The sequence below is a fragment of the Agarivorans sp. QJM3NY_25 genome (assembly GCF_050870875.2).
Classification (GTDB): Bacteria; Pseudomonadota; Gammaproteobacteria; order Enterobacterales; family Celerinatantimonadaceae; genus Agarivorans.
In genome coordinates this window covers 1,617,496-1,643,221 of sequence record NZ_CP194041.2, presented here as the reverse complement: position 1 = coordinate 1,643,221, position 25,726 = coordinate 1,617,496, and the positions used below count along the sequence as shown (strand labels likewise).

The 25,726-nt window shown below is 45.2% G+C and carries 19 protein-coding genes, 1 tRNA gene and 3 rRNA genes; 15 read left to right on the top strand and 8 right to left on the bottom strand.

Annotation, left to right across the window (positions count from 1 at the left end; translation table 11 throughout):
* Positions 1-84: 84 nt before the first annotated feature.
* Complete coding sequence (rnm, locus tag ACRRSW_RS07560) at positions 85-909, bottom strand: RNase RNM (protein WP_432453816.1); 825 nt, start codon at positions 907-909, stop codon at positions 85-87.
* A 239-nt stretch (positions 910-1,148) separates the two neighbouring features.
* Between rnm and ACRRSW_RS07555 the strand changes: the two genes are divergently transcribed.
* From ACRRSW_RS07555 to ACRRSW_RS07505, 11 genes are all read left to right on the top strand, one after another.
* Positions 1,149-2,732 carry an anthranilate synthase component 1 gene (locus ACRRSW_RS07555; RefSeq protein WP_432453817.1) on the top strand — a complete coding sequence of 528 codons (1,584 nt, stop codon included), beginning with the start codon at positions 1,149-1,151 and terminating at the stop codon, positions 2,730-2,732.
* On the top strand, positions 2,722-3,321 hold the full coding sequence (locus ACRRSW_RS07550) for an aminodeoxychorismate/anthranilate synthase component II (protein ID WP_432453818.1): 600 nt from the start codon (positions 2,722-2,724) through the stop codon (positions 3,319-3,321). The genes ACRRSW_RS07555 and ACRRSW_RS07550 overlap by 11 nt, the downstream gene beginning before the upstream one ends.
* Entirely contained in the window at positions 3,321-4,325 is a 1,005-nt protein-coding gene (gene trpD / locus ACRRSW_RS07545) for an anthranilate phosphoribosyltransferase (protein ID WP_432459019.1), read from the top strand. The genes ACRRSW_RS07550 and trpD overlap by 1 nt, the downstream gene beginning before the upstream one ends.
* Positions 4,322-5,701: a bifunctional indole-3-glycerol-phosphate synthase TrpC/phosphoribosylanthranilate isomerase TrpF gene (gene trpCF, locus ACRRSW_RS07540; RefSeq protein ID WP_432453820.1), complete on the top strand. Its 1,380-nt coding sequence runs from the start codon at positions 4,322-4,324 to the stop codon at positions 5,699-5,701. Before trpD ends, trpCF begins: the two co-directional genes overlap by 4 nt.
* A gap of 52 nt (positions 5,702-5,753) precedes the next feature.
* A complete protein-coding gene (gene trpB, locus ACRRSW_RS07535; RefSeq protein WP_432453821.1) occupies positions 5,754-6,944 on the top strand; it encodes a tryptophan synthase subunit beta in 1,191 nt (396 codons plus the stop codon).
* On the top strand, positions 6,944-7,750 hold the full coding sequence (gene trpA / locus ACRRSW_RS07530; RefSeq protein WP_432459018.1) for a tryptophan synthase subunit alpha: 807 nt from the start codon (positions 6,944-6,946) through the stop codon (positions 7,748-7,750). The genes trpB and trpA overlap by 1 nt, the downstream gene beginning before the upstream one ends.
* A 71-nt stretch (positions 7,751-7,821) precedes the next feature.
* Positions 7,822-8,385 carry a septation protein A gene (locus tag ACRRSW_RS07525; protein ID WP_432459017.1) on the top strand — a complete coding sequence of 188 codons (564 nt, stop codon included), beginning with the start codon at positions 7,822-7,824 and terminating at the stop codon, positions 8,383-8,385.
* Positions 8,386-8,387: 2 nt separating this feature from the next.
* On the top strand, positions 8,388-8,687 hold the full coding sequence (locus ACRRSW_RS07520; protein WP_432453824.1) for a YciI family protein: 300 nt from the start codon (positions 8,388-8,390) through the stop codon (positions 8,685-8,687).
* 131 nt (positions 8,688-8,818) lie between these two features.
* Entirely contained in the window at positions 8,819-9,088 is a 270-nt protein-coding gene (locus ACRRSW_RS07515; protein ID WP_432453825.1) for a ComEA family DNA-binding protein, read from the top strand.
* A 211-nt stretch (positions 9,089-9,299) separates the two neighbouring features.
* A complete protein-coding gene (gene galU / locus ACRRSW_RS07510; protein ID WP_432459016.1) occupies positions 9,300-10,196 on the top strand; it encodes a UTP--glucose-1-phosphate uridylyltransferase GalU in 897 nt (298 codons plus the stop codon).
* 115 nt (positions 10,197-10,311) lie between these two features.
* Positions 10,312-10,554, top strand: a complete 243-nt coding sequence (locus ACRRSW_RS07505) for a hypothetical protein (protein WP_432453827.1) — start codon at positions 10,312-10,314, stop codon at positions 10,552-10,554.
* Positions 10,555-11,128: 574 nt separating this feature from the next.
* Here the strand turns inward: ACRRSW_RS07505 and ACRRSW_RS07500 are convergent.
* The 7 genes from ACRRSW_RS07500 to ACRRSW_RS07470 form a co-directional block, all read right to left on the bottom strand.
* The gene (locus ACRRSW_RS07500) at positions 11,129-12,322 is read right to left on the bottom strand and encodes an ISL3 family transposase (RefSeq protein WP_432459015.1); all 1,194 of its coding nucleotides are present in this window, start codon (positions 12,320-12,322) and stop codon (positions 11,129-11,131) included.
* A 135-nt stretch (positions 12,323-12,457) separates the two neighbouring features.
* Positions 12,458-12,573 (bottom strand): 5S ribosomal RNA (gene rrf / locus ACRRSW_RS07495).
* Between the two features lie 110 nt (positions 12,574-12,683).
* Positions 12,684-15,571: ribosomal RNA gene (locus ACRRSW_RS07490) — 23S ribosomal RNA — on the bottom strand.
* Between the two features lie 242 nt (positions 15,572-15,813).
* Positions 15,814-15,889, bottom strand: a tRNA-Glu gene (locus ACRRSW_RS07485).
* A 105-nt stretch (positions 15,890-15,994) separates the two neighbouring features.
* A 16S ribosomal RNA gene (locus ACRRSW_RS07480) occupies positions 15,995-17,537 on the bottom strand.
* Together the 16S, 23S and 5S rRNA genes with 1 tRNA gene alongside form the textbook arrangement of a ribosomal RNA operon.
* Before the next feature lie 501 nt (positions 17,538-18,038).
* Positions 18,039-18,599: a D-glycero-beta-D-manno-heptose 1,7-bisphosphate 7-phosphatase gene (gene gmhB, locus ACRRSW_RS07475; RefSeq protein WP_432459014.1), complete on the bottom strand. Its 561-nt coding sequence runs from the start codon at positions 18,597-18,599 to the stop codon at positions 18,039-18,041.
* A 140-nt stretch (positions 18,600-18,739) separates the two neighbouring features.
* Positions 18,740-22,033: an ATP-binding protein gene (locus ACRRSW_RS07470; protein ID WP_432459013.1), complete on the bottom strand. Its 3,294-nt coding sequence runs from the start codon at positions 22,031-22,033 to the stop codon at positions 18,740-18,742.
* 166 nt (positions 22,034-22,199) lie between these two features.
* Here ACRRSW_RS07470 and rcsF point away from each other — a divergent pair, with 166 nt between their 5' ends.
* The 4 genes from rcsF (at position 22,200) to ACRRSW_RS07450 (ending at position 25,663) form a co-directional block, all read left to right on the top strand.
* Positions 22,200-22,565, top strand: a complete 366-nt coding sequence (rcsF, locus tag ACRRSW_RS07465; protein ID WP_432453830.1) for an Rcs stress response system protein RcsF — start codon at positions 22,200-22,202, stop codon at positions 22,563-22,565.
* Positions 22,520-23,290 carry a tRNA (N6-threonylcarbamoyladenosine(37)-N6)-methyltransferase TrmO gene (gene tsaA / locus ACRRSW_RS07460; protein ID WP_432459012.1) on the top strand — a complete coding sequence of 257 codons (771 nt, stop codon included), beginning with the start codon at positions 22,520-22,522 and terminating at the stop codon, positions 23,288-23,290. Before rcsF ends, tsaA begins: the two co-directional genes overlap by 46 nt.
* Entirely contained in the window at positions 23,280-23,900 is a 621-nt protein-coding gene (locus ACRRSW_RS07455; protein WP_432453832.1) for an acyltransferase, read from the top strand. The genes tsaA and ACRRSW_RS07455 overlap by 11 nt, the downstream gene beginning before the upstream one ends.
* A gap of 62 nt (positions 23,901-23,962) precedes the next feature.
* The gene (locus ACRRSW_RS07450) at positions 23,963-25,663 is read left to right on the top strand and encodes a proline--tRNA ligase (RefSeq protein WP_432453833.1); all 1,701 of its coding nucleotides are present in this window, start codon (positions 23,963-23,965) and stop codon (positions 25,661-25,663) included.
* The last annotated feature ends 63 nt before the right edge of the window (positions 25,664-25,726 follow it).

The window sequence follows — 25,726 nt, the reverse complement described above, 5'->3', positions numbered from 1 at the left end:
TAAGTAACGAGTGATTACAGTGAGTACTTCGTTCACGTCATTGTTTTCGCACATTTTACTTTTACTGAATGGCCGGAGTGGGAATTACTTTGTTTGCCAACGTAACCAAATCGGTTGACACTTCTCTGGTAAGTGTAACCCCCGAGCCAACTCACGCCAAGTAGAAGGATGATGAAAATCAGAGCCTTGAGAAGAACTTAAGTGATGTTGTTCAGCTAAGTCAGCCAACCATGCCATTTGATCTTTCGACATCTGTGGCATCGCCACTTCTATACCGTCCCCCTCCACATCGGCAAACTCAGCGATCAGTTTTCGGATCCACTTATTCGACAAATCATAATGGGTTGGATGCGCCAATACCGCGACGCCACCGGCTTGATGGATAAGTTGGACCGCCTCTGCAATACTCATCCAATTATTCGGTACATAACCGATATTTCCACGACGTAGATATTTGTCGAAGACCTTATTAAAATTACTCGCCAGTCCCCGCTCCACTAACACTCGAGCAAAATGAGATCGAGTAATTGGTGCCTTACCAGACAGCACTTTAGCTTGCTCATATACTTGCTCAATCCCCGCCTTTGCGAGGCGTTTCCCCATTTCAATTGCTCTAATTTCACGCTTTTCCCGCTGCACCAGCAACTGCTGTTGTAGAACAGGATTCGTAATATCGATATTCAAGCCAACAATATGAATATCGAAAGCATGCCAAGCAGTGGAAATTTCGGTTCCAGCGATCAGCTCTAAATGTTTGGCCTGAGCTTGGGCAGCAGCAATGCCATCAGTCGTATCGTGATCGGTGATCGCTAGCATTTCGACTTGCATGTTCTCGGCGCGCATCACCAACTCCTCTGGCGTTAAACCGCCATCAGAAGCTGTTGTGTGACTATGCAAATCAAATCTCATTTAATTTCCTAAATTTTTTCTTGACTTAGTAAGGTCATTTAAAGTTAACTAATCTTATCAGAATGACTAAGGATAAACATGACAACTTTTCTTCTAACCAACAAATCTTGGTGGTGGCGCACTCCGAATTAGACGGGTGTGAGTTGTTGTATTTCCAATACATTGAACAGAACAACAAAGCCCGCTTAAAGCGGGCTTTTTTTATATTTGCGCTACGGCTTCACTAGGAGTAACGAACTATGGCTACCCCACCTAGGGTACAACTAAAGAATATCCAGATCGATGCCAGCTATGTGCATGATCCACTTAGTCTTTATCAAGAATTGTGTAAAGAAAGCCAACAAAATGTATTGCTTGAATCGGCGGAAATAGACAGTAAGGAAAACCTCAAAAGTCTCATATTGGCCGATGCAGCAGTTAAAATTAGCTGCCATGGACGAGAAGTGACATTTGTTGCTATATCACCCAATGGCGAGTCGGTCTTAGCCGACGTTACCGCGAATTTAGAACCATCGCTAATTACCCAGCAAACCTCAAAACAACTCGTCGTAGACTATCCCCTTCCGACAGCCAATTTAGACGAAGACTCTCGCTTAAAAGCCAGCTCTCCAGTTGATGCGTTACGTTTATTAGTCACACTTTATGGCTCGCAAACAGACTTCAATGAAGGCTTATTTATCGGTGGAGTATTTGCTTACGACTTCATTGCCAGCTTTGAACAACTGCCAACAGTTGCCGATAGCACCAATGCCTGCCCTGACTTTCAATTCTATCTCGCCGAAAGCTTGCTATTAATCGACCATCAACAGCAAGTGACCCATATTATCGGTTCACTATTCAATGACCACGAGAGCTCACGAATCACTCAGCGTTTAAGCCACTTGGCTGAATTATGTGAAACGGAGAACCACCAGCAAGAGTCAACGGTACCAACTAATTATCAAGCTAAAATAAGCACCGACATTAGCGACGCCCATTATTGCGAACATGTTGAAACCTTAAAAGACTATATTCGTCAGGGTGATATTTTTCAGGTCGTTCCCTCGCGCAGCTTTCAACTGGCCTGTCCCGATAGTCTCGCCGCTTACCGAGAATTAAAATTAACCAACCCCAGCCCTTATATGTTCTATCTACAAGATAGTGAATTTGTATTGTTTGGTGCTTCTCCAGAGAGCGCGATTAAGTATTGTTCCAATAGCCGGGATGTCGAGATTTATCCGATAGCAGGGACCCGCAAACGTGGCTTTAACCCCGACGGTTCTATCAATCGAGATTTAGATGGACGCTTGGAGTTAGAACTCCGTTTAGATAAGAAAGAGACCGCCGAACATATCATGCTGGTAGATTTAGCCCGCAATGATGTCGCCCGCATTAGTGAGCCGGGTACTCGTCACGTTGCAGACCTGCTCAAAGTCGATCGCTATAGCCATGTGATGCACTTGGTTTCGCGAGTTATCGGCACCTTGCGCAAAGATTTGGACGCACTACATGCTTACCAAGCGTGCATGAATATGGGAACTCTGGTTGGAGCGCCTAAAATTCGCGCATCAGAGCTAATTAGACAAATCGAGCAACAGCGCCGTGGTAGTTATGGCGGTGCAGTTGGCTACCTCACGGGGAAGGGCGATATGGATACTTGTATTGTGATCCGATCGGCCTTTGTCAAAAACCAAGTCGCTCATGTGCAGGCGGGAGCTGGTATTGTCTATGATTCAGATCCTCAAGCGGAAGCCGACGAAACCCGTAATAAAGCCGCTGCCGTATTAAATGCCATCGCTCGCGCCCACGGCTCAACCTTAAAGGATGTCAGCCATGACTCATAGTGTATTTTTACTCGATAATTTTGACTCTTTTACTTACAACCTAGTTGACCAGTTTCGCAGTCAAGGCTTAGATGTTCATATATATCGTAATCATTTAAGCGCTTCCGAGATCAAACAGCACATTGATGCCTGTCCAGATCTTCCTGTGTTAGTACTATCACCGGGACCGGGCAATCCACAGCAAGCCGGCTGCATGTTAGAGCTCATTGACTTATGCAAAGGGCAAGTGCCAATTATTGGGATCTGCTTAGGTCATCAAGCGCTGGTTGAAAGTTACGGCGGCGAGGTCGGTAAAGCAGAAGAAATTGTGCATGGAAAATCATCATTGATTGAACATGATAATCAGCTAATGTTTGAAGGTTTAACCAATCCGCTTCCGGTGGCGCGTTATCACTCCTTAGTTGCCACCAAAATGCCGACAGGCTTGACAGTAAACGCCCACTACCAACAAATGCCGATGGCCATTATCAATCAACAAGATAAAGTCATTGGTTTTCAATTTCACCCAGAGTCCATATTAACCAGCGAAGGCGCAAGTTTATTAGCTCGTAGCCTTGATTGGGCCACACAAGCAAAGGAGCAAGCATAATGCAGGCAATCTTAGAGCAACTTTATCAAGGGCAAAGCCTCAGCAGCGAGCAAGCGCAACAGGTATTTAGCCAAGTGATTCAAGGTGAAGTCGAGCCGATTGTGTTGTCTTCACTGCTAACGGCCTTAAAAATTAAAGGCGAGACCCCAGAGGAAATTGCTGGTGCGGCGCGCGCGCTATTGGCAAACGCAGCGCCGTTCCCAACGCCCGACTACCCCTTTGCTGACATTGTTGGTACTGGTGGCGATGGCTACAACACCATTAATATCTCGACTACTTCGGCATTTGTGGCGGCAAGTCTTGGAGTTAAAGTTGCCAAACACGGCAACCGCAGCGTCTCCAGTAAATCGGGCTCATCAGATTTACTGGCTGCTTTAGGCATTAATATTCAAATGACACCTGCAACCGCTCGACGCTGCTTAGACGAATTAGGTCTGTGTTTCTTATTTGCACCGCAATACCATGCTGGTGTCCGCCATGCGATGCCGGTACGACAAACCCTGAAGACCCGAACCATTTTTAATGTACTCGGCCCCCTAATTAATCCGGCTCACCCAACCATGGAAGTGATGGGGGTTTATGATCCAGCCTTAATTTCGCCAATTGCTCATACCTTACAACAACTGGGTATGAAAAAAGCCATGGTAGTACACGGCGCAGGTCTAGATGAAGTAGCCATTCATGGTCCCACTCAAATTGCCGAAGTGGATGGTGAAAGCATCCGAGAATATACCCTCGACCCCAGCGACTTCGGAGTAAAACAAGCTGCGATAGAAGCCCTTGAAGGCGGAACCCCAGAACAAAACAAAACCATCACCTTAGCTTTATTACAAGGTAAGGCCACAGAGGCGCAGCAAGCAGCGGTTGCCGTAAATGTAGCTCTGTTATTAAAGCTCGCCGGCAAAGCCGACAATGTCGGTCAGGGCGTAAATATGGCCATTGAAGAAATGGCTTCAGGCCGCCCCTTAGCGTTAGCCCACAAATTAGCGGAGATGAGTCAGTGAGTCATAATCAAAATCAAGCGACCATCTTAGATGAAATTGTGGCAGATAAAGAAATCTGGTTAGCCGAGCGTATGCAACGTCAACCCTTAAACAGCTTTATCAACCAAGTGGAACCCAGTGACCGGAGCTTTTATCAGGCGCTATCAGGAACGCCTGCCAAGTTTATTCTGGAATGCAAAAAAGCATCCCCTTCGAAGGGATTGATCCGACCTGAGTTTGATTTAGATTTTATTGCTGGTGTTTACAAAAACTATGCGGCAGCTATCTCGGTATTAACCGATAGCAAGTACTTTCAAGGTGAGTTTGAATACGTCACTCAAGTGCGCGAACAGGTTTCACAGCCAGTATTATGCAAAGACTTCTTTATAGATGAATACCAAATTTACTTAGCCCGCTATCACCAAGCCGATGCCATTTTACTGATGCTGTCGGTGCTTGACGATAATGAATACAGCTTACTGGCAGACGTCGCGCATAAGCTTAAATTGGGTGTATTGACCGAGGTGAGTAATCAACAAGAACTAGAACGAGCAATTGCTTTAAATGCTAAAGTCATCGGCATTAATAACCGTAACTTGCGCGATCTATCGATCACTTTAGAACGGACTCCTGAGTTAGCCAAACAAATTCCAGAAGACCGGATCATCATTTCAGAATCAGGGATCTATAAACACCAGCAAGTAAGAGAACTAGCCAAATACGCCAACGGCTTTTTAGTCGGTAGTTCACTTATGAGCCAAGACGATGTCGATATGGCTTGCCGTAAACTGATCCTCGGTGAAAACAAGATTTGCGGTTTAAGCCGTGAACAAGACGTGATCGCCGCACATCAAGCTGGTGCTGTTTACGGTGGTTTAATTTTCGCCGAAAAATCACCGCGGCATATCAGCCTAGCCCAAGCTCGGCAATTAATTCAAGCCGCCCCACTCAATTTTGTGGGTGTGTTTGTCAATCATCCCCTCGAGGACGTTGCGGCCATTGCCAACCAACTACAACTGCATGCTGTACAACTCCATGGCAGCGAGGACGAACAGTACATTCACCAGCTAAAATCCCTATTGAATCACAGCTTAGTATGGAAAGCCCTCGCCGTTGCGACACAACTTCCCGAAGCCCCTAAAAATGCCGATAAGATCCTGTTTGATAGCAAAATCGCCGACCAATTTGGCGGCACAGGGCAAACCTTCGATTGGCAACTATTAGGTGAGCACAGTCAAGGTGCGATGTTAGCTGGAGGTATATCGCCAGACAACATACAGCAAGCGCTCACACTCGGTGCTGCGGGCTTAGATCTAAATTCTGGGGTAGAACAAAGCCCTGGCATAAAAGATGCCCACAAAATCGCCAGAGCGTTTCAACTAATTAGAGACTACTAAGGGAACCCCTTAGGTAATCATTCAACCCTTTAATGACGAATAAGAGCTAACAATGAGTAAATTAGATGCCTATTTTGGAGAATTTGGCGGGCAATTTGTCCCACAAATTCTAGTACCGGCGCTCGATCAACTCGAGCAAGCCTTTATCGATGCTCAGCAAGATCCTGAGTTTATCGCTGAGTTTAACCACCTGTTGAGTGAATATGCGGGTAGACCGACCCCACTCACCCTATGTCGTAACCTGACCAAGGGAACCAACACCAAGATCTACCTCAAACGTGAAGATTTATTGCACGGTGGTGCCCACAAGACCAATCAGGTACTGGGCCAAGCACTGCTTGCCAAACGTATGGGGAAACATGAAATTATCGCCGAAACGGGCGCTGGCCAGCATGGTGTCGCCACTGCGCTAGCCTGTGCCCTACTGGGACTCAAGTGTCGAGTATATATGGGCGCAAAAGACTGTGAGCGTCAAGAACCCAATGTATTCAGAATGAAATTAATGGGCGCGGAAGTCATTCCGGTACATAGCGGCTCATCCACCCTCAAAGATGCTTGCAATGAAGCATTACGAGACTGGGCAGCAAGCTATGACACCGCACACTACTTACTTGGCACGGCTGCTGGCCCACATCCTTTCCCTACCATTGTACGGGAATTCCAGAAAATGATCGGCGAAGAAGCCAAACAACAAATTCTAAAAGCCGAAGGCCGTTTGCCAGATGCAGTCATCGCCTGTGTCGGAGGCGGCTCGAATGCCATTGGCATTTTTGCTGATTTCATCGAAGAAAAAGGTGTACAGCTGATCGGCGTAGAGCCTGCGGGTAAAGGAATTGATACCGACCAACACGGCGCACCACTGAAGCACGGTCGTAAAGGTATGTTCTTTGGCATGCACTCTTTGCTAATGCAAGATCCTAACGGTCAGATTGAAGAGTCTTACTCCATTTCAGCGGGGTTAGATTTCCCATCAGTAGGGCCACAGCATGCCCACCTTAATTCAATCGGCCGAGCCAGCTATGAGTCAGCCACCGATGAAGAGGCCCTAGCAGCCTTCCAAACCTTGGCTGAAAGCGAGGGCATCATCCCAGCCTTAGAGTCGGCTCATGCTTTAGCATATGCTCTCAAGCTAGCGCAGCAAGATAAGAGCAAACAACAAATCTTGGTGGTCAATCTGTCGGGTCGTGGTGACAAAGATATCTATACTGTCGCAGATATCTTCGCTAAAAGAGGAGGCTTATAATGACACAACGTTACCAAAACCTATTTCAACGCCTAGCAGCCGATAAGCAAGGTGCCTTTGTCCCATTTGTAACTTTAGGTGACCCTGCCATGGAGCAATCACTCGCAATCATCGACGCCTTAATCGAAGGAGGTGCTGATGCCTTAGAACTCGGGATCCCGTTTTCCGATCCCGTCGCCGATGGCCCTACCATTCAAGGTGCTAACGTAAGAGCTTTACAAGCGGGCATAACCCCCCCCGATTGCCTAGCTATGCTCTGCCGAATTAGGGCCAAACATCCCGAGGTACCAATCGGTTTACTGCTCTATGCAAACCTCGTCTATTCAACTGGGATTGATAATTTCTATCAAAAGTTGGCCCAAGCAGGCGTAGATTCGGTACTGGTTGCCGATGTACCGATCCGTGAGTCGGCGCCTTTTAGAGCAGCCGCCAATAAACATGGCTTACAAAGCATTTTTATCGCACCGCCCAACGCAGATGATACGATCTTGAAAAAAGTTGCCGAATATAGCCAAGGCTACACCTATCTGGTTAGTCGAGCAGGCGTGACTGGCACCGAAACCAAAGCCGGTACGCCTGTGGGTAAACTACTCGACAAATTAAAACAGTACCAGGCACCACCGGCACTGCTTGGTTTTGGTATTTCAACGCCTCAACAAGTAACAGAAACAATTGCAGCTGGCGCTGCTGGAGCAATTTCTGGATCGGCAGTGGTGAAACTTATCGAGAATCATCTAGAGCAACCAACTCAAATGCTAACCGCGCTCAAAGACTTTGCCTCGCAAATGAAAGCCGCTACCGTTTAGGCGAAGAACTTGCTACTATCAAAAGCCGCTATGATTAGCGGCTTTTTATTTACCGCTAGCCCTGAGGAATTATGAAACAATTTTTCGAATTCATTCCATTGATCATTTTTTTCGCTGTATACAAAATGCAAGATATTTATGCAGCAACCTTCGCGTTAATCATTTCCACAGCGCTTCTCTTAGCAGCCTCTTACATAAAAAATAAAAAGATTGAGAAGATGCATTTAATCTCCTTTGTCTTGATCTTGGTTTTTGGTGGTCTCACGCTAATTCTACGCGATGATGACTTTATTAAGTGGAAACCCACAGTGATCAATTGGCTATTCGGTTTAATCTTATTAGTCAGCCAATTTGTTTTCAAAAGTCCCTTAATCAAAAAAATGCTTGGTAAGGAGATGACGCTTCCTGAATCCATATGGGGTAAAGTGAATGTTGCTTGGGCTCTTTTTTTTATGAGCTGTGGCACGCTTAACCTCTACATCGCTTTTAACTTTTCAGAAGACTTCTGGGTGAACTTTAAAGTATTTGGATTACTTGGGCTAACCTTGGTATTCACCGTTGCAACTGTTGCTTACCTGTATAAACATCTCCCTAAAGAACAGCAGCAATCGCTATCGGAAAAAGAGGATAATTAAGCATGTGGTATGTAATTTTTGCTGAAGACGTAGAAAATAGCCTAGAACAACGCAAACAAGCCAGACCCGCCCACTTAGCAAGACTGCAAGCACTGGTAAATGAAGGACGACTGCTGGTCGCAGGCCCAAACCCAGCGATTGATGCAGAGGATCCTGCTGAAGCTGGATTCACCGGTTCAACAGTTATCGCCGAATTTCAAAACTTGGAGCAAGCCGTCGCTTGGGCAAATGCCGATCCATATGTCGAAGCCGGCGTATACGCTAAGGTCATCGTGAAACCCTTCAAGAAAGCACTTCCTTAAAAGATCCCTAGGCAAAGTCTACTGCCTAGCTTTCTACTAGTAGTACATATCTAAATAGCCCAATTGAGTAATTTGTTATTTAACTATTTATTCTAAGGTTAACCATGGTTTAAGCACAAAAGGAGCAAACCATGAGATTGATCCAAAGACTAATTCTAATATTCTGTCTTGCTAGTATGAACTACGTTTATGCCCAAGAAACAAACCAAGTATTAAACCTAAATACCGCCAACTCCGAACAACTAGTGACACTCAAAGGCGTAGGTAAAAGTAAATCATTAGCTATCATTGAATATCGTCAAACCCATGGCAACTTTAAGAACATTGAACAAATTGTCTTAGTACCAGGGATCGGAGAAAAAATTTACTTGGATAATAAAGATAATCTATATGTCGAGTAAATTAATGATTTAGCCTTTCGATACAACACTCGCCCTTGACCCCGCTATCAAACAGCTATTCAAGGGCGAACTTCATCTTTAAGTTAATGTTCTCAAAGAAATTTTATTAATTCGTGTAAAGCCTCCCCATTTCTTAACAAACTCAATTTTAATTGTCATTTCTCCGTGCTAAAGTGCGCTGCATTATTCCTCCCTATTCAAGGAACTGAGTATGACTACATCAGTCAAAAAAGCGGTACTACCGGTAGCCGGTTTAGGCACCAGAATGTTGCCCGCCACTAAAGCCATCCCCAAAGAAATGCTGCCCATCGTCGATAAGCCATTGATCCAATATGTAGTCCAAGAAGCAATAGCGGCAGGCATTAAAGAAATAATTTTAGTCACTCATTCTAGTAAAAACTCTATTGAGAATCATTTTGATACCAGTTTTGAATTAGAAGCTACCTTAGAAAAAAGGGTGAAACGACAATTATTAGAAGAAGTTCGCTCTATTTGTCCAAAAGATGTCACCATCATGCATGTCCGCCAAGGTGTTGCTAAGGGCCTCGGGCACGCGATACTGTGTGCACATCCGCTGATTGGAGATAATCCTTTTGCGGTATTGTTACCTGACGTAATTCTAGATGACTCAACATCGAACTTAAAAACTGAAAACCTCGCTGACATGGTGAACAAATACAACCAAACGGGCTCTAGTCAAATCATGGTTGAAGCGGTTGCTAACGAAGATGTCAGCAAATTTGGGATTGTCGATATTAATGGCAATAATATCAAACCCGGTGAATCGGCTGATATGGTAGCCACCATTGAAAAACCAAACATCGCTGATGCGCCATCAAACCTTGCTGTCGTTGGACGTTATGTTTTATCTGCGCAGATATGGAAAGAGTTGGCCAAAACGCCACCCGGCGCCGGAGATGAAATCCAACTCACCGATGCAATTGCAAGCTTGATGGTAAAAGAAACAACCCAAGCTTATTATATGCTGGGCAAAAGCCACGACTGCGGTAGCAAGTTTGGTTACTTAAAAGCCATCGTAGAGTTTGCGCTACGTCACCCCGAACTCAAAGATCGCTTTCAAAACTACCTAAAGGAACTAAAATTATAAACGCAGATTCACTGGAAAATAATCGTAATCAGTGATAAATATGTAAGTAGATGTGGAAAGCATCTTAACTAAGTCATACAATGACATAGTTATACAATTTATACAGGGAAATTTCATGAAAAAATTAGTTTTAGTCGCAGCTGCCGCTTTGGCAATGTCTGGTAATGTATTTGCTGCTGAAGCAGCAGCTGGTGCAGCTGGTGCCGGTGGCGCTGCTGGCGGTGCTGCTGGTGTAACTGGCGCAGTTGTTGGTGGTGTTGTAGCTACTACCGCTGTAGTTGGTATCGCATCAAACCAAAGCAATGATAGTGTAACTGGTGGTACTTCTACCTCTACTAGCACTTCAACTGCTCAGTAATTATTAAGCAGTGAAATAAAGAACGAGCTTTAAGCTCGTTTTTTTATGTCTGTTGCCTCAATAAGCAGTTAACAATTACCCGAATAATCTCTAAGGGTTTTAATGTAAATTCTAAACTCTAGATATTCACCTTCATATGTAAGAACTCGAGGCTGCTGATTTAATAACAATTGCACTAACTATCTGATCTAATAGCTTATCGCTCATTCAAGTACTTATCCGCTTGCATACACCTGATGAACTGAAACGACTCTTTAAAAAAACCTCAGATCCTAGATTAAAAATTCGCTTCATGACTATCTACCCCTTTAAGCGTGGCTACAAGCGCACACAGATAGCGGAAGTGCTTGGGAAAGATGATGTGAGCGTCCAAATTCTTCCCGAACTTCCCTACGCAAGAGTCGAAGTCTAGAAAGCAAAAAGGCCTTTCATATCCTGAAAGGCTTTTTCATATAGTGAAAACTGCATTTATCTGATTTATCGCAGGATCAGACTTCAATTTTCGCAGCCCGCATCATCATGAACACCAGTTCATCTTGGCTGCCCTTGCTAAATCCCAGACATAAAAAAAGGTTCATCGCGGCTTTCCGGGGAAGGCCGCTTTTATCTTCATAAAGAAGTAATCCGTATCTCGATACCCATAGCCCATTCTTTTGATTAGCTTGATCTTATTATTAATCCCTTCCAGGGTGCATGTATTTAAGTGATATAAAGCCGAAGACACTATCCCATGAAGGTACGGTTTCAGCTTTCTAGCAAAGTTTATGAGTGGCTTTACTCCGCTTTCATGGACTTGTTGCCACCATATTCCCCAAAGGTCTTTGGCTTGTTTTTCCGAGTCGCAGTGCCAGAGTTCCTTGAGCTGAGCACCAAGTAAATGGGTCACCATTAAGTCACGGTTAACCGCGAGTATTTCATCCAGATAGCTTTGTTGCTTGGTATTTAAATTCTCTCTATTTTTCAGTAGTACCCAGCGTGAGCGCTTGACCCAACGCCGTGCACTTTTGTCATCTTTTAGTTGGTTGGCTTGATCTACACGAACTCTATCCATAACCTCTCGACCAAACTTAGCAACGACATGAAAGAGGTCATAGACAATACGAGCATTTGGACAATGAGCTTGAACCTCAAGGTCAAAAGCGGTGTTCATATCCATTGCCACAACTTCGATATTTTGAGCATGTTCTCCAAGCATCTCAAAGAAGGGACGTATGTCTTTGCGACTTCTACCTAGACCAATCCAAAGTACTTGATGTGTTTGTGCATCTGCGATAACAGTGGCGTAACGATGGCCCTTGAATATGGCAAACTCATCCATGACCAGTTGACGCAAACGCCCCCAAGGAACCTCAGGTACGACACGCTTGAGACGTTGCTTATCTATTTCTTTGATGGTGTGCCAGTGCACTCCAGTAAGCTCTGAAATGTGTTTGATGGGTAGCAATGGTAATAGATTATCAATGTAATCAATCAGCCGATTAGTGAGGCGAGAATATGGCTTAACCCAAGAAATAGACTCAGTCTTGATACCACAATTAGAACACTTGATGCGCCGAGTCTGAACGAGTAACTCAACGGGTGTACCTAGCATCATCGCATCCTTAAGCGTTCGCCACTGAGTGTCATGAATAGAGTCAGAAACTTGACCACAAGAACAGTATGCAGCGGTATTAGGAATTAAGGTGATAGAGATTAATGAGTCATTTTTATAAGACTTTACGATCTGAAAGCCTTCCCAGAATGACGATAGAAAAGTATTATTCGGCATGAAAACGGTAGTTTGTGAAAGGTTGTGTTTGGCGATGTAACCTTACCACTAACTACCGTTTTTGTTTTCAGTTCCCGCTAATCTGCAAAGAACCATAAAAAAGCCCTCGTCGTCAGACGAGGGCTTAGTATAGGCGCCTGGCAGTGACCTACTTTCACATGGGGAGACCCCACACTATCATCGGCGCAGTTGCGTTTCACTTCTGAGTTCGGCATGGGTTCAGGTGGTTCCACAACGCTATTGCCACCAGGCAAAAACTTGTTGTCTTTAACATTCGAAAAAACTGACATATCCCACGAGCCTAACAAGCACTCTTGGTTCTAAAATAAAGTATCTATAAGCAACACCCTTTAGGTGTTGTATGGTTAAGCCTCACGGGTAATTAGTACAAGTTAGCTCAATGCCTCACAGCACTTACACACCTTGCCTATCAACGTTGTAGTCTCCAACGGCCCTTCAGAGGACTTAAAGTCCTAGTGAGAATTAATCTCAAGGCCTGCTTCCCGCTTAGATGCTTTCAGCGGTTATCAGTTCCGAACGTAGCTACTGGGCAATGCTATTGGCATAACAACCCAAACACCAGCGGTTCGTCCACTCCGGTCCTCTCGTACTAGGAGCAGCTCCCTTCAATTCTCAAACGCCCACGGCAGATAGGGACCGAACTGTCTCACGACGTTCTAAACCCAGCTCGCGTACCACTTTAAATGGCGAACAGCCATACCCTTGGGACCGACTTCAGCCCCAGGATGTGATGAGCCGACATCGAGGTGCCAAACACCGCCGTCGATATGAACTCTTGGGCGGTATCAGCCTGTTATCCCCGGAGTACCTTTTATCCGTTGAGCGATGGCCCTTCCATACAGAACCACCGGATCACTATGACCTACTTTCGTACCTGCTCGACGTGTCTGTCTCGCAGTTAAGCTGGCTTATGCCATTGCACTAACCGTACGATGTCCGACCGTACTTAGCCAACCTTCGTGCTCCTCCGTTACTCTTTGGGAGGAGACCGCCCCAGTCAAACTACCCACCAGACACTGTCCGCATCCCGGATAACGGGACAACGTTAGAACATCAACACTACAAGGGTGGTATTTCAAGGTCGGCTCCACATCATCTAGCGACAACGCTTCAAAGCCTCCCACCTATCCTACACATGTAGGGTCAATGTTCAGTGTCAAGCTGTAGTAAAGGTTCACGGGGTCTTTCCGTCTAGCCGCGGGTACACCGCATCTTCACGGCAATTTCAATTTCACTGAGTCTCGGGTGGAGACAGCTTGGCCATCATTACGCCATTCGTGCAGGTCGGAACTTACCCGACAAGGAATTTCGCTACCTTAGGACCGTTATAGTTACGGCCGCCGTTTACCGGGGCTTCGATCAATAGCTTCGCTTGCGCTAACCACATCAATTAACCTTCCGGCACCGGGCAGGCGTCACACCGTATACGTCATCTTTCGATTTAGCACAGTGCTGTGTTTTTAATAAACAGTTGCAGCCAACTGGTATCTGCGACTGCCGTCAGCTTAGGGAGCAAGTCCCATCACCAACAGCAGCGTACCTTCTCCCGAAGTTACGGTACCATTTTGCCTAGTTCCTTCACCCGAGTTCTCTCAAGCGCCTTGGTATTCTCTACCCAACCACCTGTGTCGGTTTGGGGTACGGTTTCGTATAATCTGAAGCTTAGAGACTTTTCCTGGAAGCAGGGCATCAACCACTTCATCACCTTAGTGACTCGTCATCAATCCTCAGCCTTAGACACCCGGATTTTCCTAAGTGTCCAGCCTACAACCTTAAACGCGGACAACCAATCGCCGCGCTGGCCTAGCCTTCTCCGTCCTCCCATCGCAATTATACGAAGTACAGGAATATTAACCTGTTTCCCATCGACTACACTTTTCAGTCTCGCCTTAGGGGCCGACTCACCCTGCTCTGATTAACATTGAACAGGAAACCTTGGTCTTTCGGCGAGGGGGCTTTTCACCCCCTTTATCGTTACTCATGTCAACATTCGCACTTCTGATACCTCCAGCAAACCTTACGATTCACCTTCAACGGCTTACAGAACGCTCCTCTACCGCACTTGCAAAGCAAGTACCCGTAGCTTCGGTGCATAGCTTAGCCCCGTTACATCTTCCGCGCAGGCCGACTCGACCAGTGAGCTATTACGCTTTCTTTAAATGATGGCTGCTTCTAAGCCAACATCCTGGCTGTCTAAGCCTTCCCACATCGTTTCCCACTTAGCTATGACTTTGGGACCTTAGCTGACGGTCTGGGTTGTTTCCCTTTTCACGACGGACGTTAGCACCCGCCGTGTGTCTCCCGGATAGTACTTAGTGGTATTCGGAGTTTGCAAAGGGTTGGTAAGTCGGGATGACCCCCTAGCCTTAACAGTGCTCTACCCCCACTAGTATTCGTCCGAGGCGCTACCTAAATAGCTTTCGAGGAGAACCAGCTATCTCCCGGTTTGATTGGCCTTTCACCCCCAGCCACAAGTCATCCGCTAATTTTTCAACATTAGTCGGTTCGGTCCTCCAATTGGTGTTACCCAATCTTCAACCTGCCCATGGCTAGATCACCGGGTTTCGGGTCTAATCCCAGCAACTATGCGCGCAGTTAACACTCGGTTTCCCTACGGCTCCGCTATTCGCTTAACCTTGCTACTGAAATTAAGTCGTTGACCCATTATACAAAAGGTACGCAGTCACCCCTCAAAGAGGCTCCCACTGCTTGTACGTATACGGTTTCAGGTTCTATTTCACTCCCCTCACAGGGGTTCTTTTCGCCTTTCCCTCACGGTACTGGTTCACTATCGGTCAGTCAGGAGTATTTAGCCTTGGAGGATGGTCCCCCCATATTCAGACAACATATCACGTGTGCCGTCCTACTCGTTTTCACTTCAAATCACCTTTCGTGTACGGGGCTATCACCCGCTACGGCCAAACTTTCCAGCTTGTTCCACTAAATTATAAGAAGCTTAAGGGCTAATCCGGGTTCGCTCGCCGCTACTACCAGAATCTCGGTTGATTTCTTTTCCTCCGGGTACTTAGATGTTTCAGTTCCCCGGGTTCGCCTCGTAACGCTATGTATTCACGTTACGATACTGCATAAAATGCAGTGGGTTTCCCCATTCGGAAATCCATGTCTATTACGTCTTTTATCGACTCAACATGGCTTATCGCAGATTAACACGTCCTTCATCGCCTCTGACTGCCAAGGCATCCACCGTATACGCTTAGTCACTTAACCATACAACACCTAAATGTTGTCGCTTAAATCACTTGAATGGTCAGGCTGTATAAATCCTGCCACTCGAGTACGATCACCTTATTTTTTTGAATACCAAAAACACTTGTTATTTAACTCGTATTTTTGAGATATTTTTTATCAGCTTTTCCAAATTGTTAAAGAGCATTCGGCTTCTTAGAAACCAAAGCTAAGCACTGTATCAACATAATGCTTAGCTTTATTTTCTTAAACCAAGAGAGAAATGGTATCCCGTACGAGATTTGAACTCGTGTTACCGCCGTGAAAGGGCGGTGTCCTAGGCCTCTAGACGAACGGGACACTGCGTTAGCTGTTCTCGTTGGTTCTAAACCACACTAGAACTTCTCTCTTTATCTTCTATCAAGCAATCTGTGTGAACACGTCACAAAACATAAACGTTCATAATAAGGAGGTGATCCAGCCCCAGGTTCCCCTAGGGCTACCTTGTTACGACTTCACCCCAGTCATGAACCACAAAGTGGTGAGCGTCCTCCCGAAGGTTAAACTACCCACTTCTTTTGCAGCCCACTCCCATGGTGTGACGGGCGGTGTGTACAAGGCCCGGGAACGTATTCACCGTGGCATTCTGATCCACGATTACTAGCGATTCCGACTTCACGGAGTCGAGTTGCAGACTCCGATCCGGACTACGACATGCTTTCTGGGGTCCGCTTGCTCTCGCGAGTTCGCATCCCTCTGTACATGCCATTGTAGCACGTGTGTAGCCCTGCCCGTAAGGGCCATGATGACTTGACGTCGTCCCCACCTTCCTCCGGTTTATCACCGGCAGTCTCCCTAGAGTTCCCACCATCACGTGCTGGCAAATAAGGATAAGGGTTGCGCTCGTTGCGGGACTTAACCCAACATCTCACGACACGAGCTGACGACAGCCATGCAGCACCTGTATCTAAGCTCCCGAAGGCACCTATCCATCTCTGGAAAGTTCTTAGTATGTCAAGGGCAGGTAAGGTTCTTCGCGTTGCATCGAATTAAACCACATGCTCCACCGCTTGTGCGGGCCCCCGTCAATTCATTTGAGTTTTAACCTTGCGGCCGTACTCCCCAGGCGGTCTACTTAATGCGTTAGCTGCGTTACCCACGGGTTAAACCCACAGACAACTAGTAGACATCGTTTACGGCGTGGACTACCAGGGTATCTAATCCTGTTTGCTCCCCACGCTTTCGTACATGAGCGTCAGTTTTTGTCCAGGTGGCCGCCTTCGCCACTGGTATTCCTTCAGATCTCTACGCATTTCACCGCTACACCTGAAATTCTACCACCCTCTACAAAACTCTAGCTTCCCAGTTCCAAATGCCATTCCCAGGTTGAGCCCGGGGATTTCACATCTGGCTTAAAAAGCCGCCTGCGTACGCTTTACGCCCAGTAATTCCGATTAACGCTCGGACCCTCCGTATTACCGCGGCTGCTGGCACGGAGTTAGCCGGTCCTTCTTCTGTCGCTAACGTCAAACAATATACGTATTAAGCATATTGCCTTCCTCACAACTGAAAGTGCTTTACAACCCGAAGGCCTTCTTCACACACGCGGCATGGCTGCATCAGGCTTTCGCCCATTGTGCAATATTCCCCACTGCTGCCTCCCGTAGGAGTCTGGGCCGTGTCTCAGTCCCAGTGTGGCTGATCATCCTCTCAAACCAGCTAGGGATCGTCGCCTTGGTGAGCCATTACCCCACCAACTAGCTAATCCCACTTGGGCTAATCTCTACGCGAAAGGCTCCGAAGAGTCCCCTCCTTTGGTCCGAAGACATTATGCGGTATTAGCAGTCGTTTCCAACTGTTGTCCCCCACGTAAAGGCATATTCCCAAGCATTACTCACCCGTCCGCCGCTCGTCATCTTCTAGCAAGCTAGAAATGTTACCGCTCGACTTGCATGTGTTAAGCCTGCCGCCAGCGTTCAATCTGAGCCATGATCAAACTCTTCAATCAAAGTTCTTTCGCTCAAAGTAAATACTGAAATTATTACTGTTAAAACAGTGTGTCACTCCAGTCCACTTAAGCTAATTTTTTTCGCTTAGTGCTCTGTGAGTGCTCACACAGATTGCTTGATAAATTGTTAAAGAGCGTTGCTTCTTGCGAAGCGAGGTGCGCATTCTACGCCATCCTCGGTGACTGTCAACCGCTTTCTTCAATCTTTTCCGAAGAACTTTTCTAAGGAAAGTTTGAAGCGTTTAACCGCCGCTGATAAAGCCTCAGGCCTTACCAACCCTGACCGCTTGCTGCTGCGCTATTGCGTGCTGCCCGCCGTGTCAGTGGAGTCGCATTATAGGGATCCGCGCTTACGGTGCAAGCCTTTTTTGAAGAAAATCACAGTTTTTTGTTTAACTGCTCAGATATCGAACAATGCAAGCGTATCCGGCTAAAAAATGTCGATAAAACAAGCAAATTAAGTATTATCACGAGGAACGTTCACGGTAACCCTAATGCTTGTTAGCGTTCATCTTGCAGAATGATACTCACCGCTTCTTTCAATGATGATACTTGGCTGCTCGCTAACTGAAGTTCTTCAGCTTTCAGCGAATATTGTCCTTTCACCAATATACGGTTGCTTACTCCGGCATTTTTAGCGGCTAACAAATCAGAGCCTTTATCGCCAACCAGCCAGGAATTAGTCAAATCAATATCTAACTCTTTAGCAGCCTCAAGTAACATTCCCGGCTTTGGCTTGCGACAATTACAATCAATTCGGTAATCCTCACTACCATAATCTTTATGATGAGGACAAAAATAGATCCCATCCAAATCAACGCCTCTATCAGCAAGGGACCAATCCATCCATTCTGTTAAGCTTAAAAACTGTTGCTCAGAGAAATAGCCTCGCGCAATACCTGCTTGATTAGTCACCACCACCAATAACCACCCAGCTTTTTTGAGCTGTTGCATCGCCTCAATTGCACCCTCAATAAACTCAAAATCGTCAACCTTAGATACATAGCCATGGTCATGATTGATAACACCATCTCGGTCGAGGAAAACTGCAGCTTGTTTCATTAAATACACTTTATGTTAATAACTAGACTACCGATTCTACAACACTAAAAGGCGAATGGGTTATTTCAATTGTTCAGATAATTATTTATTTAATTGGCTAGACTAAGATCAATAAACGGCTTACATCACACAATCGTTAGCTAGGTTTTCGACTGAATAACCCTACCCGCGGAGGCATTCGTACCAAGCCATTGAGATAGACAGCCATATAGTACTTCTCGTTCACAGGGCTGCAGTAGCATTTCATCAATCCCTGATTCAATACTAACTTGTTTCATTTCATCATTTAGACCAGTGGTCAATCCAATTATTGGGATCCGTTGGGTATTACTCTCTAAGTTTCGAATCACCGAGCTTGCATGAAAGGCAGATTTATCCGCTATCTGGCAATTAATAAGGATCAAGGATAATTGTGTCCCCCAACCTTTAAACATTTCGATCGCTTCATGACCGTTATTCGCGAGAATCACTTTAAGCCCAAAACTATTCAAAACATGACTAACAATACGCTGCTTAACAATGTCACTTTCAATCAGTAAAACTTGCCCATATAGACGTTCCAATACAATCGTTCGCTTCACAGAATGCTGATCATAGCTATCAACACTAGAGAGCGGTAAATGAATCGAAACTTCAGTTCCTAAGCCAAGACGTGAGTGAATTTTTACATCGCCATTCATTAGGCTCGTAAGTCTCTGGCATATCATCAAGCCTAAACCTATGTCTGCAAAACAATGATGATTTAGATTTTCGCTCTTGGCAAAAGAGCGAAACATATCTTCTTGTGCTTCCTCAGAAATGCCGACGCCACTATCACTCACCGAGATTTCAACCATTTCTCCTAACGTAGGCTGCTCGGTAAGTTGAACACTAAGCGTAATATGTCCAACTTCAGTATGCCGCAGGGCATTACTGACTAAATTAATGAAAATTTGCTGGATCTTCCCTTGATCGCCTAAAAATGAGCTAGGCAATGAAGCAGGATAATCTAAACGCAGTTGAATGTGTTTCTCCTTTGCTTGCAAGGAAAACATCTTAACAACATCTGATAAGGTTAACTTCAGATTAAAGGTATTTAAACGCAGCGCCATAGTCTCCATTTCAACTTTTGAATAATCAAAAATATCATTTACCACGGCTAATAAGGCTTGACTCGACAAACGTATCGTATTGACATATTCCATCTGTTCTGAACTGAGTGGCGATGAACTCAATGACTCAGTCATATTGACGATACAGTCCATAGGTGTGCGAACTTCATGGCTCATCATCGCCAAAAAATCACTTTTGACTCGCGTAGAGACTTTAGCTTTTTGTTGTGTAAGTTTGAGTTGCTGTTGATTTTTCCAAGAAGATTGCAACTGGCTATTTAACCGTTCTGCTCGTTTATCAATCCCTGCCATCATTTGACTAATAGTACTCGCAAGCACCCCAACTTCATCATTAGATTGCTCTGGTAAAACGACTCGAAGATTCCGTTTACCATACAACAACATCGCATGCGTGATATAACGCAACGGCGACACAATGGTATGCGCAAAAAACCAGCCAAATAACACCATAAAACCCATAACGATTAAGGCCACGATCAAAGCCTGCTTGGCTGCCAATTTTGACCCAGCGATTGTGCGTTGGTAATCAGCCACCAGCACCAAATCTAAATATTCTTGCGAATTGTTAGGCATATACGCTAATCGCTGGATGCTCAGAAGGTACGAACCATATTTGATAACTTGTTCCGCGACATTTTTCACCGGAGAAGCCAGTAGCTGCTTAACCCTTTGATACTCTGCAGCTTGAAATTCATCATTCACAGCAATAACTTGTTCTTTACGCCATAATCGCTCTCCGTTAACGTCGAAAACTAACAAATCATCACCATTTGAATCACTCAAACCATGATCGGCTAAATAGCTTGGAGGCTCTTGTAATACCAAACTAAACACACTACTTTGTTGATATTGAAACACCCAGATAGCAGCAACTTTTCCATCGCCCTTCGTCACAGCCTTAGCCAAAGACCAGACATCATCATTATTTTCGCGGATAGCTTGAGCATGCACCACGCTAGGCTGCTGTGCGGCAAGCAATAGCAAGGATTTAGGTGAGTCAGGTGTCTTTCCTTTAGCCACCGATAGGTAATCAAATTGTTGACCTTGTGCCACAACAACTAAATGCACCGCTCGCAAAGCTGGCACCCTCGAAAATAACTTATTAACGTTGCTACGTAACCAAGGTTTCCAAAATAAGGGCTCTATATTTATAAAATTCCCTTCAATAAATTGTTGCTGGAAAAAACCAATTAAAACATCTCGCCTTGAAAATAAACTTATTTCGTCATAAGCGAGTTTGATACGACGATCCAAGTGCTCCACTTGAATAGAACTATGTAAACTTAGCTGCTGTTTTCGTTCATTTTCTAAACTTGACACAAAGGCAAAATAAAATATAAGTGAGGTGCTAGCCACGCCCATCACCACTAAACAAGCACTCAGCAAAGAGACATAACTACTAAGCGAATTTTTAACCCGTACAAACCAAGGATATTGTCGGTTCCGAGAACGTTCAAATAATCGGATCAAGCGAGATTCTCGGCGCAAAGTCCGAGTCCCGCCATTCAGCGGTGTAGCAGATTTAGCCTGTAAAAAAACGGCAGCAATCACGACCAAGTAACTAAAAAGTTTACTCAAAGCGATAACAAGTTGCATAAAGTTATCAGCTGCAAGTTGCGATGGTGCAGCCCAGAAATACAAAACGAACTGAATACAGGTGAAGATCAAGATACCATATTCAAGCGGCTCACTTAACCAGCGTAGCCGTACACCATAAGACACTATCAGCAAAACAAAAGTACAGCTCACTGCAAACTCTGCGGGTAACTGCAAATAACTTAATGAACTTTGCATAAAAGGCAAAGAGACGACATATAGAAAGGCAATACTAAGTAAAGCAAAACTAACACTAGCGATAATCAATACTGAAGGACTCATTTTACCGCCGTTCGCTAACCGATAGAGCCGATGCACTAACATCCCCGAGGTCAATAAAATAAAAGCTAAACACCCTCGGGAAATCAACCCCGCCCAAATCACTAAATGACTATGGCTAACAACAGAAAACGAAAAGAACAGTTGGTAACGAACCAGAAAAAAACAAAGTTCTATAGCGCTCAAGGTAAAGAAACCGAGACTAAATACCAGCATGAAGTAGCTATCGCTGCGGCGATAGTAATAGCGACATAATAAACTAATGAAAAACGATGATAGAAGAATACCAAGGTCAACTAAAATGACCCATCTAGGTGAAAGTTGCCAATTTTGGCTTTGGCTAAACCAGAGACAGCCCGCTAAACTGACAAGTATGGTCAGCAGTAGCAAACTATTGCGCCACGCTATGCTCGATTTAATCGGAAAACGCAGATTAGGTTTATACATTCCCCTTCCTCGGTAAACGCCAGACCCTTCAAGTTATTCATCACAAATAATTAGCATCAGCAAGTGCAACAAAGTGATGGTATAATAAACCTCAAATTATCAATAAGTACATCTCTAATCTCTCAAGCGATGACTCAGTTCAAGTTAAATAACTATTAGGAAGATTATGCGCCAATTATTTCTTGCCGCACTGGCCATAACGGCTACAGCTTGTAGCGGTAATTACTCTTTCAACAGCAATATCGACAAACAAAATTTCGATAACTATCTGCCCGCGGCCAATGTTACTATCTACGCCGAAGAACATATTGACCCTTTAAATTCAGAATACTTAGGTATTATAGAAGGTGTGAGTTGCCAAGAAAAAGTCAATCAAGCGCCACCTCAAATGGTCGATGCGCGTAATGATTTACGTGAACAAGCGGCCGCACTAGGCGCAAATGCTGTCGTCATTCAGCAGTGCTATCCCATTAATGAGCCTCCAGCATGCCTAGCGATGCTGAGTTGTTTCGGAAAAGCTTACAAGATTTAGAATTTATGAGCCTGACCATTGAGCCTTTAGGCTATATTCAGTCACCCTACGCTGAGAAATTTTCAGTCCCTCGGCAACCCGGTTTAGTCACTGCAACCTCGACTCAACTGATATTTACAGCACCTTTCAATGATCTCGACATGCTCGATGAAATTGAGCAGTTTAGTCACTTTTGGTTAATGTTTGCTTTCCATCAAAACATCTCAGCTGGTTGGAAAGCCAAAGTTCGTCCCCCACGTTTAGGCGGTAATAAAAAAGTCGGCGTATTGGCTTCTCGCTCAAGTTTTAGACCGAATCATCTTGGACTTTCACTGATGGAACTCAGCCATGTAGAACGCAATACAAGCGCCCCAGTGTTACATTTTAAAGGTGGGGATTTGGTTCACGGCACCCCAATATATGATGTTAAACCCTACCTTCCCTATAGTGACAGTGTTATCGACGCAAAAGCAGGCTATGCACAAAACCAACCCAGATCAGAATTATCTGTTGGCTGGACAGACGCCGCGAAACAACAAGCGCTGCAGCTTAATATAAACACCGAACAATCTTTAGTCATCGAGCAAGTCTTAGCGCAAGATCCGCGACCCGCTTATAAACGCCTTAAACTGGATGACAAAGTTTATGGCGTGAGACTCTACCAATTTAACCTTCGCTGGCAGGTATTCGGTTTACCTTCAGAAGCGCAGCAGTTACTTATTCTGTCGGTGCAGCATGCCTGTTAAGCCACCCGACTATCAGAGCCAACATAAGCAACGTTTGGCATGGATGCCCTGGTTATATTTTAAACTCAAAGCGAAACACCTAGAGTGGGCAACACCTTGGCAACAGCAACTACAACAACAACTAAGTGCTCTGGAAACCGTTGCTTTTGGAGAACATTGCTTCATCGCCCCCGACGCCCAACTATTTGCAGAACCGGGTCGAAACATTGAACTTGGCGCACGCACTTTCGTGGCCGCTCAATGCTTTTTGCATGGGCCTATTCAAATCGGAGAAGATGTTGCCATTAATCATGGCTGCTCAATTGATGGCGGGAAGAAGGGCGTAACCATTGGCAACCACAGCCGAATCGCCAATGGTGTTAAAATATACGCCTTTAATCATGGCATGCATCCTGACACCCCTGTTTGGCAACAAAACAATACCTCGAAAGGCATTCGTATCGGCCAAGATGTTTGGGTTGGTGCTAATTGTTGTATCATTGATGGTGTCACGATTGCAGACCATGCGGTCATTGGTATGGGCTCGGTGATCACCAAAGATATTCCCAAATGGGCGATTGTTGCCGGAAACCCTGCAAAAATCATCGGTGACCGACGTGACAAGGCCTGACAGACAATAGTTAGCCTGCTACAATCGCCGCAATTTACTACTAATAAAATGAAAGGACAGATATGCGTTCTAGCAAATATCTTCTGGCTACCCAGAAAGAAACGCCAAGTGATGCTGAGATTGTATCTCATCAATTGATGCTACGTGCAGGCATGGTTAGAAAGCTGGCCTCAGGTCTTTACACTTGGCTCCCTAATGGCTTGCGAGTGCTTTCTAAAGTTGAACAAATTGTTCGTGAAGAAATGAACGCCAGTGGTTCTGTTGAGATCCGTATGCCAGTTGTTCAACCCAGTGATTTATGGCATGAAACTGGTCGCTGGGACAAATTTGGTCCCGAGTTATTACGTTTTAAAGACCGCCATTCACGCGATTTTGTATTAGGCCCAACCCACGAAGAAGTGGTCACAGAACTAGTCCGAAAAGAGATTAATAGCTACAAGCAACTGCCGCTAAATCTTTATCAAATTCAAACCAAATTCCGTGATGAAGTCCGTCCTCGTTTTGGTGTGATGCGCTCGCGTGAATTCTTGATGAAAGATGCCTACTCTTTCCATTTGTCTGAAGAGTCCTTACAAGAGACTTATGATGAGATGCATGCAAGCTATTGTCGTATTTTTGAACGCCTAGGCTTAGAGTATCGCCCCGTATTAGCCGATACGGGTAGCATTGGTGGTAGTCATTCACACGAATTTCACGTACTTGCAGAGTCAGGCGAGGATGCAATTGTGTTCTCTGATGGCAGTGATTACGCCGCCAATATTGAAAAAGCCGAAGCGCTTCCTCCTAAAGGTGAGCGTGCGATGCCAAGTCAAGAGATGCGCGAAGTTGCGACCCCTAATGCAAAAACCATCGCTGAATTAGTAGAGCAATTTGAGCTTAAAATTGAACAAACAGTGAAGACCCTGATTGTTAAAGCAAGTGAAACATCAGAGCACCAACTTATCGCGCTAATTCTTCGAGGCGATCACGAGCTTAACGAAATTAAAGCCGAAAAACTTGAGCTAGTTGCAGCGCCTTTAGAGTTTGCCAGTGAAGAAGAGATTCGAGCAGTCATTGGTGCAGGTCCAGGCTCCCTCGGTCCAGTCAATTTAGCAATCCCAGTAATTGTCGATAGAAGTGCCGCACACTGCAGTGACTTTGGCGCGGGAGCAAACATCGATGATAAGCACTTCTTTGGTATTAACTGGGATCGCGATGTCGCCCTTGGAGAGGTTGCTGATTTACGCAATGTCATTGAAGGTGACCCCAGCCCTTGCGGTTCTGGTACACTTTCGATTAAACGAGGGATTGAAGTTGGCCATATTTTCCAACTAGGCGAAGCTTATGCCAAATCGATGAATGCTGCTGTTCTCAACGAGCAAGGAAAAAATCAAGTCCTTACCATGGGCTGTTACGGCATTGGCATATCGCGTATCGTTGCCGCAGCAATCGAGCAAAACAATGATAAATACGGCATTACTTGGCCGGAAGCCATCGCGCCGTTTACCCTTGCGATCGTTCCCATGAACATGCATAAATCTCATCGGGTTCAAGAAGTCGCCAACAAGCTTTATGAAGAAGCCAAACAGCGCGGAATCGAAGTATTATTTGATGATCGCAAAGAACGCCCAGGCGTGATGTTTGCCGACATTGAGTTAATTGGAATTCCACATGTAATTGTAATTGGTGATCGTAGTTTGGATAAAGGTGTAATTGAATACAAAAACCGACGCAGTGGTGAAAAGGTTGAAGTAACCATTGAGCAAGTTTTTGAACAATTTTAATCCGCAACCTGCAAACTTTAGAAGCTGGCTATAGCCAGCTTTTTTATTGTCGTTTGTCCTGAT

Bases quoted from the DNA above. Each gene is read 5' to 3' on its own strand.
- ACRRSW_RS07470 (WP_432459013.1), bottom strand. From the start codon at position 22,033: ATGTATAAACCTAATCTGCGTTTTCCGATTAAATCGAGCATAGCGTGG.
- galU (WP_432459016.1), top strand. From the start codon at position 9,300: ATGACTACATCAGTCAAAAAAGCGGTACTACCGGTAGCCGGTTTAGGC.
- ACRRSW_RS07515 (WP_432453825.1), top strand. From the start codon at position 8,819: ATGAGATTGATCCAAAGACTAATTCTAATATTCTGTCTTGCTAGTATG.
- rnm (WP_432453816.1), bottom strand. From the start codon at position 909: ATGAGATTTGATTTGCATAGTCACACAACAGCTTCTGATGGCGGTTTA.
- ACRRSW_RS07505 (WP_432453827.1), top strand. From the start codon at position 10,312: ATGAAAAAATTAGTTTTAGTCGCAGCTGCCGCTTTGGCAATGTCTGGT.
- ACRRSW_RS07520 (WP_432453824.1), top strand. From the start codon at position 8,388: ATGTGGTATGTAATTTTTGCTGAAGACGTAGAAAATAGCCTAGAACAA.
- trpA (WP_432459018.1), top strand. From the start codon at position 6,944: ATGACACAACGTTACCAAAACCTATTTCAACGCCTAGCAGCCGATAAG.
- ACRRSW_RS07555 (WP_432453817.1), top strand. From the start codon at position 1,149: ATGGCTACCCCACCTAGGGTACAACTAAAGAATATCCAGATCGATGCC.
- gmhB (WP_432459014.1), bottom strand. From the start codon at position 18,599: ATGAAACAAGCTGCAGTTTTCCTCGACCGAGATGGTGTTATCAATCAT.
- trpD (WP_432459019.1), top strand. From the start codon at position 3,321: ATGCAGGCAATCTTAGAGCAACTTTATCAAGGGCAAAGCCTCAGCAGC.
- ACRRSW_RS07450 (WP_432453833.1), top strand. From the start codon at position 23,963: ATGCGTTCTAGCAAATATCTTCTGGCTACCCAGAAAGAAACGCCAAGT.
- rcsF (WP_432453830.1), top strand. From the start codon at position 22,200: ATGCGCCAATTATTTCTTGCCGCACTGGCCATAACGGCTACAGCTTGT.
- tsaA (WP_432459012.1), top strand. From the start codon at position 22,520: ATGCCTAGCGATGCTGAGTTGTTTCGGAAAAGCTTACAAGATTTAGAA.
- trpB (WP_432453821.1), top strand. From the start codon at position 5,754: ATGAGTAAATTAGATGCCTATTTTGGAGAATTTGGCGGGCAATTTGTC.
- ACRRSW_RS07455 (WP_432453832.1), top strand. From the start codon at position 23,280: ATGCCTGTTAAGCCACCCGACTATCAGAGCCAACATAAGCAACGTTTG.
- ACRRSW_RS07500 (WP_432459015.1), bottom strand. From the start codon at position 12,322: ATGCCGAATAATACTTTTCTATCGTCATTCTGGGAAGGCTTTCAGATC.
- ACRRSW_RS07525 (WP_432459017.1), top strand. From the start codon at position 7,822: ATGAAACAATTTTTCGAATTCATTCCATTGATCATTTTTTTCGCTGTA.
- ACRRSW_RS07550 (WP_432453818.1), top strand. From the start codon at position 2,722: ATGACTCATAGTGTATTTTTACTCGATAATTTTGACTCTTTTACTTAC.